An 18,198-nucleotide genomic window follows, 5' to 3' on the forward strand; every position below is an offset into this window, starting at 1 on the left:
CGGCTCCATCGTTGCAACCTCGAAGCTCCCTATCGCCAACCGCTATGCCGCCTACGCCGCCAACGGCTGGCAGCTCTCCGGAAGCTTCACCGCACAGACTGGATTTCCCATCACCGGCTTCGTCAACGGAACCATCTCCTCCGCGCTCGGTGGCGGCGACGGTGGCGTCACCGGCGCAGTCCTCACCTCCGGCACCGCAACCCGCGTCCCCGACCAGATCGCTCGCCGCAACGCCTTCACCGGTCCCGGCGTCCACAACTTCGACTCCCGTATCTCTCGCAGTTTCCCCGTTCACGAAGGCATGGCAATCGAAGTAGCGGCTGAAGCCTTCAACGTCTTCAATCACCGCAACATCCTCTCGGTCAACAACTCACTCGTCAACTACACAGCAGCCTCTACGTCGGCCTCTCCCACCACCTGCAACTTCCCAGGATCGTCAGGCTGCTTCACTCCCAACCCATCCTTCGGAACCCCAACCAGCACCTCCAACATCCTCTACGGACCCCGCCAGATTCAACTCCTGGGCAGGTTCGTCTTCTAACCAACCAACACCACAACCCGCAACATGCAGCAAGAAGGCGGCTCCCGGTTGACCGGAGCCGCCTTCCCCTTGAACCCGCCAGAGAAACCTGTTTGAACTTACCGAGAACCCCGTTTACAGAGACGTTCTATATGAGCCCGCCGGACCTACGATCTCGCTCTCCGGTTGCCAGTCTTCTGAAGGCTTCTCCGCTCGAATCGATGGAAGATTTGTCACTGAAATCCACATGCCATTTACCGAGCCTTGCTGCTTCTCCCGTACTGTTTTCGCGCCCACGCCGATAACCCAAACACGACCGAAGTCAACGTCAGCAGGATGGTGGGAGGTTCGGGTGTAACAGCGCTTACTCCCGGATCATCAACCTCTACGTGCCCCAGCAGCGCGCCGCTGGTCACCGTCGTTCCATTCGCAAGGGCACCTTCTAACATCGGGAAATCTAACGTTACCCTATTCGCTTCCAGGTTCCAGAATCCACGGTCCTTGTTCTCGTCCGGTGTAGTATCCGGGATCTCCGGTGTTGTGAAATCTACGACGAGCACACACTGGCCGCCACCACCCGGCAGCTTGACCCCGCTGTCACAACCACTGATCGTTCCTACCTTTGGCTTATCATCATTGTCGCCCCCGACCGCACGAAGCGCACTCCGTTCTTACGAAGACTGTTGTCTAGCGTGATCGCGCCCGGTCCCTGGTTTTGGATGATCCAGGTCAGGGTTCCACCTTGGTCCTCCATCACTGGTACGTTCTGGTCGTTTCCTTTCGTGATCACCAGCCGGTCACCCTTCGCAGGAACCGTGGCGATCCCCAGTACCAGTGCCATCGTTGTGCCTGTAAGTACCTTATAGACTCTCTCTTCATGCCTCATTTGGAGCCCCCTCCCCTCTCCCGTGGCCGCCGTTTAGAGGATTTCCGGGAAAGTAACGCGCATTATACACCCGACGATCTTCCAGAAAAAGGTTCTGATGTCCGTAGGGAGTCATCGCGCCGAACGAATAGAGCATCGCATCCTTCGGATTCGTTCCGCAAAGTCGGGTTTCCGGAAACTACTGACAGTCTCTCTGAATGTATTGGAGGGTGGTGCGCCCGAGAAGATTCGAACTTCTGACCTACAGCTTCGGAGGCTGCCGCTCTATCCAGCTGAGCTACGGGCGCATACCTCTAGCCTAGCACGATCGCCCTCGGTTGACAGCCCAAGCCCAGCCGGTGGAGCATCAACTCCAGCACCGAAAAACCTTCCCACCCGCGCCGATGCGCACCCACGAAAGAGAGACCACCAATGCACCTCCGCTCCCTCGCTCTAGCAGCCTGTTGTACTCTCCTCACCACTGCAACCCCACTCATGAATGCACAGAGCGGAGGCGTAAAGATGGAAGGCGCCCAGTCCTCCGCAAAGCCCCTCGCCAGCCCCGCCGCCACCGCCGAGGTCAGCCTCAACGGCAAACAAGTCACCATCAAATACAACTCCCCCGTCTCAAAGGCCGCACCATCGGCACCACCATCGTCCCCTACGACCAGGTCTGGCGCACCGGAGCCAACCCCGCCACCACCCTGATCACCGCGACAAATCTGAGGATCGGCACCCTCGACGTCCCCGCCGGCACCTACACCATCTACACCCTGCCAAGCGCCAGCAAGTGGTTGCTCATCGTCAACAAGCAGACCGGCCAGTGGGGCACCGATTACTCCGAAGCCCAGGACCTCGGCCGCACGCCCATGACGAGCAAAACCCTCCCCGCCCCGCAGGAGAACATGTCCATTTCATTCGAGCACACCAGCGGAGCCACCACCGAACTTCACGTCAAATGGGCCACGACCGACGAATATGTAACTGTCAAAGCTCAGTAAGCCAGCTGCGTAATTCGAGTGAACCGAATCAAAGCCGACCGGAGAAGTTGAAGCACGAAGCAGAACCCCTACTTCGCCGCTTCCTTCTCCAGCTCGAGCCGATCCAGCCTCAACCGCTCCATCACCGAAGCCACCAGCTCCTTCGCTCCGTTCAAATTCATCAACACCGCCTGCAGATCCAGCGCCGGAACGTTCGGATTCCGCGTGCTCGTGCAGTAAACCCCATGCTGCCCAATCAAGATCAGCGCATCGGTCAGCACATCCAGCGTCACCGCCAGCCGCCCGCGTGCCTCTCCCATCATGAACTCATACTTCTCAAGTTCATCCTGCCGATGATAGAAGACAGACACGCTACCACTCCTTCGCGGCCGTATCCACCAGCACCGGCTCCGCAGCCACAGGAGCTTTCCAGCGCAGAATCGGCTTCCTCGCCGCCGACGTCTCATCCAGCCGCTGCAGCCGCGTCGTATGCGGCGATGTCTGCACCAGCTCAGGATTCTCTTCCGCCTCGCGCGCAATCTGCTTCAACGCATCGATCAGCAGATCAAGCTCCTCGCGGCTCTCGCTCTCGGTCGGCTCAATCATCATCGCGCCCTGCACTACCAGTGGGAACGAGACCGTATACGCATGGAAGCCATAGTCGATCAACCGCTTGCCCATATCACCCGTCTTTACGCCGTTCCTCGCCTGAATCTTGTCCGAGAACACCACCTCATGCAGCGACCGCGTCTTGTACGGCAGCTCAAACGTGCCCTCCAGCTTCGCCCGGATATAGTTCGCATTCAGCACCGCATCTTCGGTCGTCTGTCGCAGTCCATCCGGCCCATTCGCCAGGATGTAAGCCAGCGCCCGCACAAACATTCCAAAGTTGCCATAGAACATCCGCACACGGCCAACTGTCTGCGGCCTGTTGTACTCCAGCCCAAGCTTTCCATCAGCCTTCGTCACCACAATCGGCGTAGGTAGAAACGGCTCCAGAATCTTCTTGCAGGCCACTGGCCCCGACCCCGGACCACCGCCACCATGCGGCGTAGAAAACGTCTTGTGCAGATTCAGATGCATCACATCGACGCCAAAATCTCCCGGCCGCGTCTTGCCCACCAGCGCATTCATATTCGCGCCATCCATGTAAAGCAGCGCGCCCTTCGCATGCAGAATGTCCGCAATCTTATGAATGTCGCTCTCGAACACACCAATCGTCGAAGGATTCGTCAGCATCAGCGCAGCGGTGTCTTCATCGACCATCCGCTCCAACTCAGCCACATCCACCATGCCCTGCGCATTCGACTTCAGATTGGCAACCTCATATCCGCACACAGCAGCAGTGGCAGGATTCGTCCCATGCGCCGAGTCCGGAATCAGAATCTTCTTCCGCGGATTGCCCTTGCTCTCGTGATAAGCCCGCACCAGCAGGATTCCCGTAAACTCACCATGCGCGCCCGCCGCCGGCTGCAGTGTAATCGCATCCATGCCCGTAATCTCAATCAGCGCCTCGGACAGCGTCTTCATAATCCCCAGGCACCCCTGCGACAGCGACTCCGGCTGATAAGGATGTGCCTCCGCGATCCCCTCCAACCGCGCCACCGCCTCGTTCACGCGAGGGTTGTACTTCATCGTGCAGCTTCCCAGCGGATACATCCCTAGGTCAATCGCATAGTTCCACGTCGAAAGCCGCGTGAAGTGCCGAATGATCTCGATCTCGCTCAGCTCCGGCATCACACCCAGGTCCGTCCGCACAGAATCCCCCAGCAGCGCAACCGAGTCCACCGCCGGCACATCCAGCTCCGCCAGCCGATAGGCCTTCTTCCCAGGCGAAGACTTCTCAAACATCAAATCTTCGTTCTGATTCGTGTGCGTCGTAGCCTTCTTGGGTGTCCCTACAAACTTTTCCGCCATAGTCGCTCTGCTTTCTAAGTGTGCTTCTGATGTTTCAAATCTGGATTATTTCGAATTTCAATCCAATATTCCTCGCGAACATCGTCGTCAATTTCAGTTGCAACGTTTGTCGCATAGAGAGAATCCCCGCCACTTTTCTTCGGGCCTGAGATCCAGTATTCCTCCAAAGTGTCGACGTCGAAGTAATTCGCTTTAAAACCATTTCCCTTGAGGCTTTGGAACGATTTACCGCGATAGTAGAGAGTCTCGCCAGTCTTTGAAAAAGTTACCCTTCCAATTCTTGCTGGTCCAGTAAGATCGTTGCCTTTGTACTCGATGTACATGATCCTCGGCTTGATCGAATGAGCCATAGTTAAAACTCCTGCGCATCCGCTGCGCTTCCGGTCTCCGAGTAGCTGCCAGACTCCGGCCCATCCAAATCTTCTTCCCGCAAAGAAAGCCCAAACACGGTGCCGTTCTCAAACTCGATCGTTAGCGCATCGCCCTCTTCGAGCGTTGCCTGCACAACCTTGTCGTTAATCTGCGCACAGAGTGCATTCCGATACTCCGGCTCTCCATAAGCCACCGAAAACTCCGGAAACAGCACATGCGGCCACGCATAAAACGTCAGCAGAGGAGCCTCAAACCGAAGCTGCAAAAAGTCCTCAACAAACTCAACCGCCTTCAGCTCTTCCCCAACAATTGCCGAAACATCCATCGCTAAGCCTTCTTGCCTGCAAGCGCCGCTGCGACAGCGTCCATCTGCTTGCGCGTCGTCAGCTCTGTCGCGCACCACAAACTAGCATTCGGCCCAAGCTCGGGATACCACTTCGCCAACGCTAGTCCACCGATGATCTTCTCGCCAAGCAGCGAAGCGTTCGTCTCCTCCGCACCCTTCGGCAACTCCAGCACAAACTCATGAAACCGCGGCGCGCCATCAAACAAAACCTTCGCGCCAGCAGAAGAACCAAGCACGCTCTGCAGATAAGCCGCCTTCGCCAAATTCTGCTCAGCCAATTCCTTCATCCCCTGCTTGCCATACACACTTAGAAAGATCGTCGTCATCATCGCAACCAGTGCCTGATTCGTACAGATGTTCGAAGTCGCCTTCTCCCGCCGAATATGCTGCTCGCGCGTCGACAGCGTCAGCACAAACCCGCGCTTGCCATCCTTATCCTTCGTCTCGCCGATCAGCCTTCCCGGCATCTGCCGCAAGAACTTCTCCTTGCACGCAATCACGCCGCAGTAAGGCCCGCCATATCCAACAGCCACGCCATACGACTGCGCCTCCAGCGAAACAATATCCGCCTCAGCCGGCGGCCGCACGATCCCCAGCGACACCGCCTCTGCAATCGAAACGATCAGCAGAGCACCCTTCGCATGGGCAATCTCCGCAATCGCCGCAACATCCTCGACCGTCCCAAAGAAGTTCGGCGACTGAATCAACACACAAGCCGTATCCTTCGTAATCGCCGCATCGAGCGCAGCAAGATCCACCCGCCCATTCGCGCTATACCCAACTTCAATCGTCGGGATCTCCTGGTGCTGCGCATACGTCGCAATCACCTCGCGATACTCCGGATGCACCGTCCGCGCAATCACCGCACCGTCGCGCCCGGTCACACGCACCGCCATCATGATCGCCTCAGCCGCGCCGGTCGAGCCGTCATACATCGACGCGTTCGCAATCTCCATCCCCGTCAGCTCGCAGATCATCGTCTGGAACTCGAACATCGCCTGCAGCGTGCCCTGCGAGATCTCCGGCTGATACGGCGTATAGCTGGTCAGGAACTCACCGCGCTGCACCAACGAGTCGATGATCACCGGCCGATAATGCCGATACACCCCCGCGCCCAGAAAGCTCGAATAACCAACCGCATTATTCTCCGCAAACTCGCGAAAGCGATCCAGGATCTCCGACTCCCCATGCTGCCGTGGAATCTTCAGATCACGCTTCAGTTGGAACTCCGCTGGAATCGTAGAAAACAGATCGTCGATCGATGCCACACCAATCTCGGCAAGCATCTCCTCGCGATCCACGGGGGACTTCGGCAAATAGCGCATCTTTTAGTGTCCGGTCTCTTCGCTGGTAAATTTCTCGTAATCCGCCGCAGTCAAAAGCCCATCGACCTGCTTCGCATCCGCAAGCTCAACCTTCAGCAGCCAGGTCGTATTCGCATCCGAATTAATCTTCTCCGGAGCGTCCTTCAACTCCTCATTAATCGCCGTCACCTTGCCCGACACCGGCGCAAACAGATCCGACACAGCCTTCACCGACTCCACCGAACCGAAGCTCTTCGCAGCTTCAACCGTATCCCCCACCTTCGGCAGGTCGACAAACACAATGTCGCCCAGCGAGTTCTGCGCGTAGTCCGTGATGCCGACGGTTCCAATGTTGCCATCGACCTTTATCCACTCGTGTTCCTTCGTGTAGCGGTAATCCGCAGGGTAACCCATTCGTCGTTCTCCAGAGAAAGTGTGTGTAACTCAATTGTAGATGCTCGAGCTATGCGGATTTCTTCGCCCGTTTATAGAAGGGAAGCGGAACAACCTTGGCCTTCACCATCTGGCCGCGAATTTCCACTGCGACCTCGGTATCGAGCGCCGTATAATCCACCGGCACATAAGCCATCGCAATATTCTTCTTCAAAAACGGCGACGGCGAACCGCTCGTAATCTCGCCAAGCCGCTTTCCTTCAACCGAAAACACCGTATATCCATCCCGCCCAATCCCGCGATCAATCATCTCCAGCCCTACCAGTTTGCGCCCCGGCCCGCCTTCAGCCTGAACCTTCAGCAGAGCCTCGCGCCCCACAAACTCCGGCTTATCGAGCTTCGCATAACGCCCCAGCCCAGCCTCTAGCACGTTGATCGTATCCGAGATCTCGTGCCCATACAGAGCCATTCCAGCCTCGAGCCGCAGCGTATTCCGCGCACCCAAACCACACGCCAAAATCCCGAACTCAGCGCCCGCTGCCAGCACTTCGCCCCAAACCCGCGCGCTCGTCGGCTCATCCGACGGAATATAAATCTCAAACCCATCCTCGCCGGTATATCCCGTGCGAGCAATCATCACGTTGTACAGTCCGCACACCTGACCCCACGTAAACCAGTAGTTCTTAATCGTGCTCAGGTCCGTCGAAGTAAGCTTCTGCAGCGTCTCCGCGGCCCGCGGCCCTTGAATCGCAAGCTGCGTGTAGTAATCGCTGAAGTCGTTCACATGCACGCCCGGCATATGCCCAATCGTCTTCCGCACCCACTCGACATCCTTCTCACGCGTGCCCGCATTAATCACGATCAAGTAATCATTGTCCGAAAGCTTGTGCACAATTACGTCATCAACAAAAGTCCCATTCGGATACAGCATCGCCGAGTAGTGCGCCTGTCCCACTGCCAGCTTCGAAGCATCGTTCATGCAAAGATGCTGCACCGCCGCCAGCGACCCCGGCCCACGCAGCTGAATATCCCCCATATGCGACACGTCGAACACGCCCACCGACGTCCGCACCGCCATATGCTCCGCTATCAGCCCGCAGCAATCCACCGGCATATCCCACCCGCCGAAATCAACCATCTTGGACTTAGCCGCCCGGTGCACCGCGTTCAGTGCTGTCTTACGAAGTGGTGTCATTGTCTCTGCCATAACGGTACTTCCTCTAGTCTTCCCCGTGAATGCTGCCCCTAAAACGATAGCATCGACAAGCCCAATCCAACCACCCTCGCCCTGTCGCTCCAGCGCATCACACTGAATCAGGAGCGGAAAGTGAGAGTTTGCTCCAGGCAATCAGAGCAAAGGCTCCCATCAGGAAGATCGAGACGAGAACACACGACCGGAGGATGTCTGCGGTCATCCACTGCCTGCCCGAAGCATCTGTGACAACCACCTGAGTTGCTGACGGAATGGCAAGCAGGATATTTCCGGCTGCTGAAGCTCCATAAAAAAGAACTGGAAGACGCCAGTGTTTCAGCGGCAAGGGCGGAACCGTTCGACTTCGCAGATAGAGCGCAAATGCCTGATAAAAGAGATAGACCGTGAGATACCACCCGAGAAAATTGCTCACCGGCACACCGAAGAAGGGGCCTCCGTCCTTCCACACCCAGGCATGATCGAGGTTAGACCAGACCGGGTCCATCGAAAGATCCCAGGCCACCATCACGAAGCTCGCAACCAGCGGCAGAAAAATGATCCGTCTACCGGTCAAGGGTTCGTCGTGGTGGCCTAAGATCAGCAGACCCACGACCCACGACAAGTACCCCATCCCGACATAAGCAAGTGCCAGCAATACCGGGAGCCGAAAGAGCTTCGGCCCCATCAGATCGCTGAAGTAGTAGTGTCCAAAGGGAAAACCGGTTCGAAGACTCAGGCTCTCCAGCAGTGCTCCGATGACAAGACTGAGCCCCACGAAGAGAAGGATGCCACGCCACCGGTAGGTAATCTTTCCGTGGAGGAGGGCGAAGGCCGCTGGCGGAAGCACATGAAGCGTGACGATCGCAAGAGTTGGGACTCTACCCGCATACAGCTGAAGAATCCGCGCCACGATATACAAAACAAGCAGCAGAACGAGAAGATAGTCAGTTCGTCTACCTCCCTCATCGTTTAGCAACATGAAGAGATTCTACGTGGTGTTCCTGTCCCGTTCCTGCGGCGATTCTCGCATTCCGTCAGCGCATCCCGCTTGGCAGAGACTTCGTAAGTCCCCCCGCATCCAGCACAAGTTCGGCCAGCGCCTCGTCGAAGTTATGATCATGCGTCTTCTGCTTCGCCGCCGGAGCCACCGACTCCGTCAACGCCCAAAGGACATAGCGCGTCGCCCTGTCGTAGATCACCAGCCGAAACATAGGCAGCGGATCCGAAGCACCTTTCTCCTTATCCGCGTTCGACGGCCCATTCGGCGCAGACAACTGCAACTCGAAGACCAGATCCGCCTCACCCGGCGTGCTCACCAATGGTAGTGTCCGCTCCCTGCGAAACGGAGAATGCCGCGTCGCGAAGCACGGTCCGTCTACGCAATCAATCAGACGCTGCCCAATTACAAATGTTTCGCGAACAGAAGCGGCATCGTAGCGCCTAAACCGTTACCGACTCGCGATACTCGCCAAACACCTTCCGCAACACGTCGGCAATCTCGCCCACCGTCGCATAGCTCTCCACCGCGTGCAGTATCAGCGGCATCAGATTGCTCCCACCCCGCGCCGCATCCTCCACCCTCCGCAAAGCCTCCGCATGCACCCCTGCATCCCGCCGCAGACGCATCGCGCGAACCCGCTCCACCTGCCGGCCCTCCAGCGCCTCGTCAATTCTCTGTATCGGCACCGCAACCTCCTGCTCACTCGCGAACTCATTCACCCCGACGACAATCGCCGCCTTAGCATCCACGGCCTGCTGATACCCATAAGCCGCATTTTGTATCTCCCGCTGCACATATCCCTGGTCGATCGCTCGCAGCATCCCGTACCTACCGCCCAGATCAAAACGTGCGATCGTAGCCAGATACTCCTCCGCACGCCGCTCAATCTCATTGGTCAGCGACTCCACATAAAACGAGCCCGCCAGCGGATCAACCGTCTGCGCAACCCCACTCTCATGCGCCAAAATCTGCTGCGTTCTCAGGGCAATCCTCGCCGCATTCTCCGTCGGCAGCGACAACGCCTCATCGAACCCATTCGTATGCAGGCTTTGCGTCCCCCAGCACCGCCGCCAGCGCCTGCAGCGTCGTGCGCGCCACGTTATTCTCCGGTTGCTGCGCCGTCAGCGTAGACCCCGCCGTCTGAGTGTGAAACCGCAGCATCCAACTGCGTTCCTTCTTCGCGCCGAAGTGCTCCCGCATAATCCGCGCCCACATCCTCCGCGCCGCGCGAAACTTCGCCACCTCTTCCAGCAGGTTGTTATGCGAGTTGAAGAAAAACTCAGCCGCGGCGCGAACGCATCCACATCCAGTCCGGCATCGATGGCTGCCTGCACGTACGTCATGCCATCAGCCAGCGTAAACGCCACCTCCTGCACCGCTGTACATCCAGCCTCGCGCATGTGATATCCCGAGATCGAGATCGTATTCCACTCCGGCGCCTCCTCCGCCGCCCACGCGAAGATGTCCGTCACCAACCGCATCGCATGCGTCACCGGATAGATATACGTCCCGCGCGCAATGTACTCCTTCAAAATATCGTTCTGAATCGTCCCACTCAGCCCTTTGACATTCGCCCCTGTCCGCTTCGCCACCGCAACATACAGCGCCAGCAGAATCGAAGCCGTCGCATTGATCGTCATGGACGTTGAGATCGTATCCAGCGCAATCCCATCGAACAGCCGTTGCATATCCTCGATCGAATCAATCGCCACGCCGACCTTACCCACCTCACCCAGCGCCAGCGGCGAGTCCGAGTCATACCCAATCTGCGTCGGCAGATCGAACGCCACACTCAACCCCTTCGTCCCGTGGTCGAGGAGAAATTTGTATCGCTTGTTCGACTCCTCCGCATCTCCCATCCCCGCATACTGCCGCATCGTCCACAGCCGACCGCGATACATCGTCGGCTGAATCCCCCGCGTAAACGGATACTCCCCCGGCTCGCCCACCGCCGCCGCCGCATCGCAGCCCGCGAGATCCTCAGCCCGGTACACCAGTTCCACCGGAATTCCCGAGCTCGTCTCCGGCTGCTTCAAGTTATTTTTCGTGTCATCAGACATGCCGAACAAGTGTACCCGTCCGCACACTTCGGTGCTGCTGAAGCCAGGGCAGTTTCAAAGAGACTGTGATGCCGGGATGCTCCATCCTTCGCGCTCTTTGCGAAGGTTGGGAAGTGACACTGTCGCATCACATCAACCCCCCAACAACGAAGATGCTTTAGCTCCGCTTGCCCCTGCGGTTCGCCTTCACAAAGCTGCTCACGCAAAAGTACCCAAACACGCCCGCCATCGCCGCCGTCAGCAGCAGATGCCCATGCGCGTCATGATTCGCCGCCGTCTCATGCAGATCTCCACGCATCTTCCAGGCGCTGCTCGCCGCAAACGCCGCGAAGATCCCAAAGAAAACCCCCGTCAGCTCCAGCCACAACTGGCCCGACAGCTTCACGAACGGCCCCCAGACCGCCTCGCCAAACCGCCTCCCGCCGCGCTTCAGCCCCTTGCCTGTCTCGACCACCTGCGCCGTCGTCCGCGCGGTCTTCTCTCCCAGCCTCGCCCCGGATTCCTCAGCTCTACTACGATCAGAGCTCGCCGTGGCAGCCCCAGCACCCGGAGCCTTGCCCGCACCAGAAGGGTTCGGCGCCGTCGCAGCATCCACCGCTGTCACCAGCGTCTTAGCCGCCAGCCGAGCTCCAATTCCAAGCGCACGACCGAACCGAACCGAATCCATACCCAGAGTGTAGCCGTTCCTCCCGTCTCAAAGAAATCATTCCCCGCCCAACCCGCATCAAGCTGATTTCTCGAACATTCGTTCCCCCGACGCATCGTTTTTCCCAACACTGGAATCAGAGCAAGAGAGGAGCTACCCATAATGAAGAGCACGCTTTGGATGATCGGCGGATTCTGTGCTGCCGCTGTTGGTTTTTTCGTCTTCGGCTGTCGTCGTACCCCTCCGTAGAGCTTCTCGCGCACCGGCTCGGAGACGCATGGGCCGACCATCACACTGTGGTTGAAACCACTTAGCTTCCCCGTCAACTTCGAGCAAGAAATGCCGTTGCAGCCGCCACCGTCATGGGCGTATTCTTAATCCAGAAGCTAGTGACGCCGACATACCCGCAATGCCGTTCCCGCCGGTCACCTTCGCTGGGAATACCCGATGCGTGGAGTGGTTCGAACGATAGGGCAGCCCGGAGGTGGCATTGAATCAGAAGGTCAAAAACCTGATACAGAAACTTGGCGAAGCAATCCACGAGTCCGTCTCGGAGTCGGAGGATATAGCAGGCGTCGTCAAAAACATCCGCGAACAGGGTTTTGATGTCCTCCTCATGCTTGAGGCCACCATCGGTCTCAACGAGGTTGAGGCAGAAGCCGATGAGGCAACCGAAGCTGCCGACGAAGGCATCGACGGGCCGTTTACCTCAAACGACGTAACCTTTCTGAAGTCCTTGCGCATCAGTCTCACCGAAGACGAACCAACCGACACTACCGGCTCGACTGACATCACCGAAGCCTGAGCGCCGAAGCCTGACCACTCAAGTCCGCGCAGTCCTCTCATGCGACGAGGTCCCGGCTCGCGTAACCGGGCTTCGTCGCCTCCGCTGCACCACCCACATTCCAAAGTCAATCTCTCCGTGGTAGACTCGCGTTTCCCTGTAACACGTGGGTCGCTTTGTGCATCTGACTGACGTGCTATGAAGCTGAGCCGCCTAACGCAGAAGTCGGAGTCCGGAAGATTATGAGAGATACCCTCGGTGTTCTACTCGCTGGTGGCGCTGGCGAACGGCTCTTTCCCCTCACCCGCGATCGCGCAAAGCCCGCCGTCCCCTTCGCCGGCCAGTACCGCATCATCGATATCACTCTCTCCAACTGCATCAACTCCGACCTCCGCCACGTCTACATCCTCACCCAGTACAAGGCCCTTTCGCTCAACCGCCACATCCGCGAGGGCTGGGGCACCGTCGTAGCCAACGAGCTCGGCGAGTTCATCGAGATCCTCCCCCATGCAGCGCGTCTCCAAGTCCTGGTACCAGGGCACCGCCGACGCCGTCTACCAGAACATCTACTCCATCGGCGCCGAAGAGCCGAAACACGTCCTCATCCTCTCCGGCGACCACATCTACAAGATGAACTACGCCCTCATGATGCAGCAGCACACCGACTCAGGCGCCGACGTCACCATCGCCACACTTCCCATCAAGCCGGAAGAGGTGTCTTCCTTCGGTGTCGTCGAAGTCGCCCGCAACGGCGAGGTCACCGGATTCGAAGAGAAGCCAAAAGAAACCAAGCTCCGCTCGCCCTTCAACCCCGACATGGTCGACGCCTCCATGGGCATCTACCTCTTCAACACCGACGTCCTCCTCCCCGAGCTCATCAAGGACGCCGAAGACCCCAACTCCAAGCACGACTTCGGCCACAACATCCTGCCCAACATCCTCGGCCGCGTCAAGATGCAAGCCTACAACTTCGTCGACGAGAACAAGCAGAAGGCCCTCTACTGGCGCGACGTCGGCACCCTCGAGGCCTACTACGAGGCCAACATGGACGTCGCCGGCGTCACTCCCACCTTCAACCTCTACGACAAGTCCTGGCCCATGCGCACCCGCCCCTACCAGTACCCGCCCGCCAAGTTCGTCTTCGGCGAGCCCGGCCGCACCGGCATGGCCATCAACTCCATCGTCGCCGCCGGCACCATCGTCTCGGGAGCAGTCGTCCGCAACTCCGTCGTCTCCCAGGACGTCCGCGTCAACTCCTACGCCGACGTCGACTCCTCCATCGTCTTCTCCCACGTCAACATCGGTCGCCACTGCCGCATCCGCCATGCCATCATCGACCGCGACGTCCACATCCCCGACGGCACCGTCATCGGCTACGATCCCAACGAGGACAAGAAGAACTACTTCGTCTCCCAGAGCGGCCTCACCGTCGTCACCCGCGACTACTCCGTCTACGAAAACCCCGTCTCCCCGGAGTTCCTCAACCGCGACCTTCCAGGCAGACCAGGAAACGGCACACAGGAATAAACAGTAGAACGCCCAGCAAGAAATTCACGCCGCCGCGGTTCTCGTGGTGCCCCCGCAAAACTCCCGCCCTTCTGAGCGGAGCGAAGAACCTTGTAAAGAAACTTGCCTCGGCCGAAATGGTGTTGGAACCTCCTCGGAGCAAGTTGTCCCCAAGAGCTATACCGTCCCAAAATGGGCTGTGGGAATTACTTCGGGCACCCTCATCACGTATAAGTGATGTCTTTGCAGCGGCCCAAAATGTCATCCATAGGTGTGAGCCTTCTGAGAACATTCGGAACCCGGATCGTACAGCTAAGAGACGGGTCGGAGATGTCGCGGCAGACCTATCAGAAAAGACTGGGGTTAGCACTGAGCACCCGAGCAATTTAGAAAATGGCCACAAAGAACCGTGCCTGAAAAGCATGGCAAAGATTGGGGAGCCGTTCGATATAAACCTTTCCAGCTTTTTGCACGATATAGATACATAGAACGATTCCCCAAAGAGCAGGATCGGGGCTGGAGAGAACGTGAAAGAGCAGAGAAACTGGTGGACCTTCCGTGCAATACTTTCTGACAGCTTGGCTTATATCTGGAATCGGAAGATTCGAAGGATAAAGCGCAATGATGATAGCCCCAGCGCTGAATGCCTTTCCTCACGACACAAAGGCGAAGCAGCGCATGGCGTACCTAAGAGGCTACGGGTATTTCTGCAACGAAGCTGAGGCCGTGGATCACTGGAACGAACTTCAGCTCCAGATCAGATCTTCTACTGCGGCATCGATCGCCTCTTTCACCAGCCCTGGGTCTTCCCGGTTGGAGCACTGACAGCCCGTGCCGGTTGGATGCGACATTGGTGCGTGTAGGCAGCGGGGTTTCGCATAAAGGCGAAATCGCCAGACCAGCACCGCTCCGGACCAGCAGTGTGCAAACAAAAATGGGCCGCCCAATCAGGCGACCCGCTTCTCCGCGCTCATTCGAACTAGCGCCGTAATTTTTACAGTCCTTACCGTTTCCCCATCCGATAAACCACACCACCGGAGATCGCAAAGAACTCCCGCGTCTCAGTCCCAAAGTGCTCCAGGATCAAATCCGGCGAAAGCCGGATCGCCCAGTTCTTCGAGCGATTGATGTCGATGCTTCCACCGATCGCCGCAATCGGCTTGGTCCGGTTCGTATAAAGCCCAGTCACCTGCGAGAACGTAGGCTGCCCCGGCTGCCCCGGCCTCAGGTCATCGTCAAAAGTCCCATGCGCCACCCCGCCATAAGCGTGATAGTTGATCGCAACGTACTGGTTCTTCGGTCCGCGGTACTGTGCGCCCAGCAGACCCATATTCATGTAAACCAGCGGACGGCTCAGGTTGTACGGCAGTCCCTGCGCCTGGCCAAACACAGGCGTAGTTCCCGCCTCGCCACGGTACTCCGCGCCAACTCCAACGTGGTTGGTGAACCAGTGATCCCCGGCAGCCAGTAGGTCGCCAGAAACTCGCCCCCGCCCATATTCATCCGCTTCGGCAGAGACTGACCAGCCTGGAAGTTCATGAAGTTGATCCCGACATAGAACTCATACTTATTGTCGTAGGTCACCGGCGCTGCCAGAGCGATCTTCGTATTTGCGATCGGTACCGTGTTCTGCGTCGCTTGCGGCGTCGCCGAGGACGAAGTAGCCTGCGCCCGGCTCAATGTCGCGCCCGTCATCAGTAAACCCGTTGCCAACACTCCAAAGAAGGCGCGTTGTCCCGTCCTCCGCGCCCCGGTCAACTTCCATGCACCACTCGTCTTCAATCGCAACATCCGTCTCCGCGTCTCTTCCAGCATCTGCTACTGCATTTCCTTCCAGTTACCCTTCGTACACTTACCAAGATATAACGTTCAGCCAACATCTGCTTCGTCCCTCACCGCGTACCTATCGATAGCACGCACCTGTGCGACAATAGTGGGTGGCAGTCGGCGCACCCGTCAGGCTGCAGGGAGAAACAGTATGGGCGAACTATTTACACCAACACATCTCATCGTCATCGCCGTAGTCGTCCTTGTCCTCTTCGGCGGCAAGAAACTGCCTGAGCTCGGCAAAGGTCTGGGCGAAGGTCTACGTGGCTTCAAGGACGGTATGAAGGGTGTCACTGACGAGGTCAACAAGCCGACCGAGACCACTCACGCCGTCACCCCCAAGCCCGAAGAGTCCGTCAAGTAATTCGAGTTCCTCCGCGCGATCCAACTCCCTCTGTAGAAGCCGATCACCGTGTCTTGCCGGACGGGCGCCCTACGCGGGCGGCGGTCACTTCGTGACTTATGATCGCTCCGCCAGGTGCTCCCGTTGGTCGCAAGCTGGACCCCATGCCGACCAACGGGAGGCCCCATGCATCCTACCCACCAAGACCGGTACACAAGTCACGAAGTGACCGCTGCCCGCGCAGGGCGCCCGTCCGGCAGGACAAAACGAGGCAACTACATCCATGAAGATTAAATCCCCTATCTCATCAAGCCAAACGCCCACGTCCGGCTCGCAAAAAAATCAACCTCAGACGCCGGCAACTATAAATCCGAGGAAGCAGCCGCAGCCGTCCTGCTCAAGCACCGCACCCAGCTCGCAGACCTGCAGGACGTCTTCTACGCCAGCCAGACCAAAGCCCTCCTCATCGTCCTGCAAGGCATGGACACCGCCGGGAAAGACGGTACCATCAGCCACATCTTCTCCGGCATCAATCCTCAAGGCTGCGATGTCGCCTCCTTCAAAGTCCCCACGCCCCTCGAAGCCCGTCACGACTTCCTCTGGCGAGCTCACGCCCAGGTGCCTCCCCGCGGCATGATCAACATCTTCAATCGCTCCCACTACGAAGACGTTCTCTACCCGCGTGTCCACAAGATCATCAGCGACAAAGTCATGCGCCGACGCCTCGACGACATCAACGAGTTCGAGAGCATGCTCGTCGATAACGACGTCCTCATCCTGAAGTTCTACCTCCACATCTCCCACGACGAACAAACCCGCCGTCTCCAATCCCGCCTCGACGACAAGCAAAAGCACTGGAAGCTCTCCGAGGCCGACTTCCACGAACGCAAGTTCTGGCCCCAGTACACCGACGCCTACGACCGAATCCTCTCCACCACCAGCCCCAAACACGCCCCTTGGTTCGTCATCCCTGCCGACCACAAGTGGTACCGCAACATCGCCATCTCCGCCATCCTCGTCGACGCTCTCCAAAGCCTCAAGCTGAAATTTCCTGCCCCCACCCTCGACGCCTCCACGATCAAGCTCTAGCCGCTATACCGCCCCCGCGCCAACAACGTCGTTGCCGTTAACGTTGTTGTTGTTCTTGCCGTCGCCTTTGCCCGTTCTTTTGTTGTCATCCCCGCAGGGATCTGCGGTTGTCCGTGCCATAGTGTGTTTCTACCGCCAAAACGCACCACTGCCTAGAGCGTAATCATCACCACAGCCGCCGCCGCAACGACCATCCCCAGCCCTTGCCTCCGCGTAGGCCGCTCCCTCAACGCCCACGCCGCCAGCAGAATCGTCGAAGCCGGATACAGCGAAGCCAGCACTGCCGCCACATCCAGCCGCCCCGCCCGCGTCGCCGCAATGTAAAGCAGATTCCCCGAAGTATCCAGCAGCGCCGTAGCTATCGCCCACATCACCACAGGTTGCGTCACCTGCGCCTGCCCCATACCTTTTTCCCACGCAGTGACATCCCCACCAGCATCAACGAACAAACGCTGATGCTCCCCATCCTGCAAGTAGCCAGCGGCCAGACCAAGCCCGTCTTCGCCGCCGCCACCTTCAGCGCCGTGAAGTAGATCCCAAACCCCACCCCGCCAATCACCGCCAGCCAGAAAGTACTCCGGTCCGCCGGCTTCGCCTCAGCATTCTCCCCAGCCGCGATCAGCCAGATCGAAACGCCAGCCACCAGAAAACCAGCCAGCTGCAACATCCCGGGAGAACCCTCCCACCCAGCCGAAAACGCCGCCGGAATTGCCGCCGCCAGCAGCCCGCTCAACGCGGCCGAAGCTCCCATCGCCCCCGCGACAACGCAATATAAAAGCAAGCCAGCGAAACCCCTGCCGTAACCCCCGCAACCACTCCCCAAACCAGCGCAGCCCCATGCGGAAACGCATCTCCCCGCAGCCACGCAAGCAGCATCAGCACGCTAAAACTCATGCAGTGGCTCAGCAGAATCACTCGCAGCGCGGATTCCATCGAGCCGCCGGCACGTTTCACGCCCATGCCGCCCGAAAAGTCCCCACCACCCCACAACACTGCGGCGGCCAGAGCCAGCAGCGCATTTCCATGCACCAGCATCCCCATCAAATTCCGATCA

22 protein-coding genes, 1 tRNA gene and 2 pseudogenes are annotated in these 18,198 nt (G+C 58.4%); 6 read left to right on the top strand and 19 right to left on the bottom strand.

Going from position 1 to position 18,198, the window contains the following annotated elements; genetic code table 11:
- Positions 1-774: 774 nt before the first annotated feature.
- The 3 genes from RBB80_RS10915 to RBB80_RS10925 form a co-directional block, all read right to left on the bottom strand.
- Complete coding sequence (locus tag RBB80_RS10915; RefSeq protein WP_433968202.1) at positions 775-1,080, bottom strand: hypothetical protein; 306 nt, start codon at positions 1,078-1,080, stop codon at positions 775-777.
- A 56-nt stretch (positions 1,081-1,136) separates the two neighbouring features.
- The gene (locus tag RBB80_RS10920; RefSeq protein ID WP_433968203.1) at positions 1,137-1,406 is read right to left on the bottom strand and encodes a hypothetical protein; all 270 of its coding nucleotides are present in this window, start codon (positions 1,404-1,406) and stop codon (positions 1,137-1,139) included.
- Between the two features lie 210 nt (positions 1,407-1,616).
- Positions 1,617-1,693, bottom strand: a tRNA-Arg gene (locus tag RBB80_RS10925).
- A gap of 30 nt (positions 1,694-1,723) precedes the next feature.
- Between RBB80_RS10925 and RBB80_RS10930 the strand changes: the two genes are divergently transcribed.
- Positions 1,724-2,386 carry a DUF2911 domain-containing protein gene (locus RBB80_RS10930; RefSeq protein ID WP_433968204.1) on the top strand — a complete coding sequence of 221 codons (663 nt, stop codon included), beginning with the start codon at positions 1,724-1,726 and terminating at the stop codon, positions 2,384-2,386.
- Positions 2,387-2,454: 68 nt separating this feature from the next.
- Here the strand turns inward: RBB80_RS10930 and RBB80_RS10935 are convergent, their stop codons facing one another.
- The 11 genes and pseudogenes from RBB80_RS10935 to RBB80_RS10985 all read right to left on the bottom strand — a co-directional run bounded on the left by RBB80_RS10935 (position 2,455) and on the right by RBB80_RS10985 (position 11,616).
- The gene (locus RBB80_RS10935; protein WP_433968205.1) at positions 2,455-2,736 is read right to left on the bottom strand and encodes a hypothetical protein; all 282 of its coding nucleotides are present in this window, start codon (positions 2,734-2,736) and stop codon (positions 2,455-2,457) included.
- Between the two features lies 1 nt (position 2,737).
- Positions 2,738-4,282 (bottom strand): aminomethyl-transferring glycine dehydrogenase subunit GcvPB, encoded by a 1,545-nt coding sequence (gene gcvPB / locus RBB80_RS10940; protein WP_433968206.1) that lies wholly within the window; start codon positions 4,280-4,282, stop codon positions 2,738-2,740.
- A 14-nt stretch (positions 4,283-4,296) separates the two neighbouring features.
- Complete coding sequence (locus RBB80_RS10945) at positions 4,297-4,632, bottom strand: hypothetical protein (protein WP_433968207.1); 336 nt, start codon at positions 4,630-4,632, stop codon at positions 4,297-4,299.
- Between the two features lie 2 nt (positions 4,633-4,634).
- On the bottom strand, positions 4,635-4,979 hold the full coding sequence (locus tag RBB80_RS10950; RefSeq protein WP_433968208.1) for a hypothetical protein: 345 nt from the start codon (positions 4,977-4,979) through the stop codon (positions 4,635-4,637).
- A 2-nt stretch (positions 4,980-4,981) separates the two neighbouring features.
- On the bottom strand, positions 4,982-6,325 hold the full coding sequence (gene gcvPA, locus RBB80_RS10955; RefSeq protein WP_433968209.1) for an aminomethyl-transferring glycine dehydrogenase subunit GcvPA: 1,344 nt from the start codon (positions 6,323-6,325) through the stop codon (positions 4,982-4,984).
- 3 nt (positions 6,326-6,328) lie between these two features.
- Complete coding sequence (gene gcvH / locus RBB80_RS10960) at positions 6,329-6,718, bottom strand: glycine cleavage system protein GcvH (protein WP_433968210.1); 390 nt, start codon at positions 6,716-6,718, stop codon at positions 6,329-6,331.
- Between the two features lie 49 nt (positions 6,719-6,767).
- Positions 6,768-7,904, bottom strand: a complete 1,137-nt coding sequence (gene gcvT / locus RBB80_RS10965) for a glycine cleavage system aminomethyltransferase GcvT (RefSeq protein WP_433968211.1) — start codon at positions 7,902-7,904, stop codon at positions 6,768-6,770.
- A gap of 97 nt (positions 7,905-8,001) precedes the next feature.
- The gene (locus tag RBB80_RS10970; RefSeq protein WP_433968212.1) at positions 8,002-8,868 is read right to left on the bottom strand and encodes a carotenoid biosynthesis protein; all 867 of its coding nucleotides are present in this window, start codon (positions 8,866-8,868) and stop codon (positions 8,002-8,004) included.
- Positions 8,869-8,923: 55 nt separating this feature from the next.
- Complete coding sequence (locus tag RBB80_RS10975) at positions 8,924-9,205, bottom strand: hypothetical protein (RefSeq protein WP_433968213.1); 282 nt, start codon at positions 9,203-9,205, stop codon at positions 8,924-8,926.
- A 124-nt stretch (positions 9,206-9,329) separates the two neighbouring features.
- Positions 9,330-10,949 (bottom strand): annotated as a pseudogene (locus RBB80_RS10980) (acyl-CoA mutase large subunit family protein).
- A gap of 157 nt (positions 10,950-11,106) precedes the next feature.
- Positions 11,107-11,616 (bottom strand): hypothetical protein, encoded by a 510-nt coding sequence (locus RBB80_RS10985; protein ID WP_433968214.1) that lies wholly within the window; start codon positions 11,614-11,616, stop codon positions 11,107-11,109.
- A gap of 463 nt (positions 11,617-12,079) precedes the next feature.
- Here RBB80_RS10985 and RBB80_RS10990 point away from each other — a divergent pair, with 463 nt between their 5' ends.
- The 3 genes and pseudogenes from RBB80_RS10990 to RBB80_RS11000 all read left to right on the top strand — a co-directional run bounded on the left by RBB80_RS10990 (position 12,080) and on the right by RBB80_RS11000 (position 14,710).
- Complete coding sequence (locus RBB80_RS10990; RefSeq protein ID WP_433968215.1) at positions 12,080-12,400, top strand: hypothetical protein; 321 nt, start codon at positions 12,080-12,082, stop codon at positions 12,398-12,400.
- Between the two features lie 221 nt (positions 12,401-12,621).
- A pseudogene (glgC, locus tag RBB80_RS10995) lies at positions 12,622-13,906 on the top strand (glucose-1-phosphate adenylyltransferase).
- Between the two features lie 600 nt (positions 13,907-14,506).
- The gene (locus tag RBB80_RS11000) at positions 14,507-14,710 is read left to right on the top strand and encodes a hypothetical protein (protein ID WP_433968216.1); all 204 of its coding nucleotides are present in this window, start codon (positions 14,507-14,509) and stop codon (positions 14,708-14,710) included.
- Between the two features lie 178 nt (positions 14,711-14,888).
- Here RBB80_RS11000 and RBB80_RS11005 read toward each other — a convergent pair whose 3' ends face one another.
- Both RBB80_RS11005 and RBB80_RS11010 read right to left on the bottom strand, forming a co-directional pair.
- Positions 14,889-15,275 carry a hypothetical protein gene (locus RBB80_RS11005; RefSeq protein ID WP_433968217.1) on the bottom strand — a complete coding sequence of 129 codons (387 nt, stop codon included), beginning with the start codon at positions 15,273-15,275 and terminating at the stop codon, positions 14,889-14,891.
- Positions 15,239-15,700, bottom strand: coding sequence for a hypothetical protein (locus tag RBB80_RS11010; protein WP_433968218.1), 462 nt, complete (start codon positions 15,698-15,700; stop codon positions 15,239-15,241). Before RBB80_RS11010 ends, RBB80_RS11005 begins: the two co-directional genes overlap by 37 nt.
- Positions 15,701-15,863: 163 nt before the next feature.
- Here RBB80_RS11010 and RBB80_RS11015 point away from each other — a divergent pair, with 163 nt between their 5' ends.
- Positions 15,864-16,076: a Sec-independent protein translocase subunit TatA/TatB gene (locus RBB80_RS11015; protein WP_158945869.1), complete on the top strand. Its 213-nt coding sequence runs from the start codon at positions 15,864-15,866 to the stop codon at positions 16,074-16,076.
- A 285-nt stretch (positions 16,077-16,361) separates the two neighbouring features.
- The gene (locus RBB80_RS11020) at positions 16,362-17,144 is read left to right on the top strand and encodes a PPK2 family polyphosphate kinase (protein ID WP_433969614.1); all 783 of its coding nucleotides are present in this window, start codon (positions 16,362-16,364) and stop codon (positions 17,142-17,144) included.
- 152 nt (positions 17,145-17,296) lie between these two features.
- Here the strand turns inward: RBB80_RS11020 and RBB80_RS11025 are convergent, their stop codons facing one another.
- Genes RBB80_RS11025 through RBB80_RS11035 form a run of 3 tightly spaced genes read right to left on the bottom strand, consistent with a single transcriptional unit; the run spans position 17,297 to position 18,185 of the window.
- Positions 17,297-17,548, bottom strand: coding sequence for an EamA family transporter (locus RBB80_RS11025; protein WP_433968219.1), 252 nt, complete (start codon positions 17,546-17,548; stop codon positions 17,297-17,299).
- Positions 17,530-17,895 (bottom strand): hypothetical protein, encoded by a 366-nt coding sequence (locus RBB80_RS11030; protein ID WP_433968220.1) that lies wholly within the window; start codon positions 17,893-17,895, stop codon positions 17,530-17,532. The genes RBB80_RS11025 and RBB80_RS11030 overlap by 19 nt, the downstream gene beginning before the upstream one ends.
- Positions 17,874-18,185 carry a hypothetical protein gene (locus RBB80_RS11035; protein ID WP_433968221.1) on the bottom strand — a complete coding sequence of 104 codons (312 nt, stop codon included), beginning with the start codon at positions 18,183-18,185 and terminating at the stop codon, positions 17,874-17,876. The genes RBB80_RS11030 and RBB80_RS11035 overlap by 22 nt, the downstream gene beginning before the upstream one ends.
- Positions 18,186-18,198 lie beyond the last annotated feature (13 nt).

This window comes from Tunturiibacter gelidiferens, assembly GCF_051013345.1.
Taxonomy (GTDB): domain Bacteria; phylum Acidobacteriota; class Terriglobia; order Terriglobales; family Acidobacteriaceae; genus Edaphobacter; species Edaphobacter gelidiferens_A.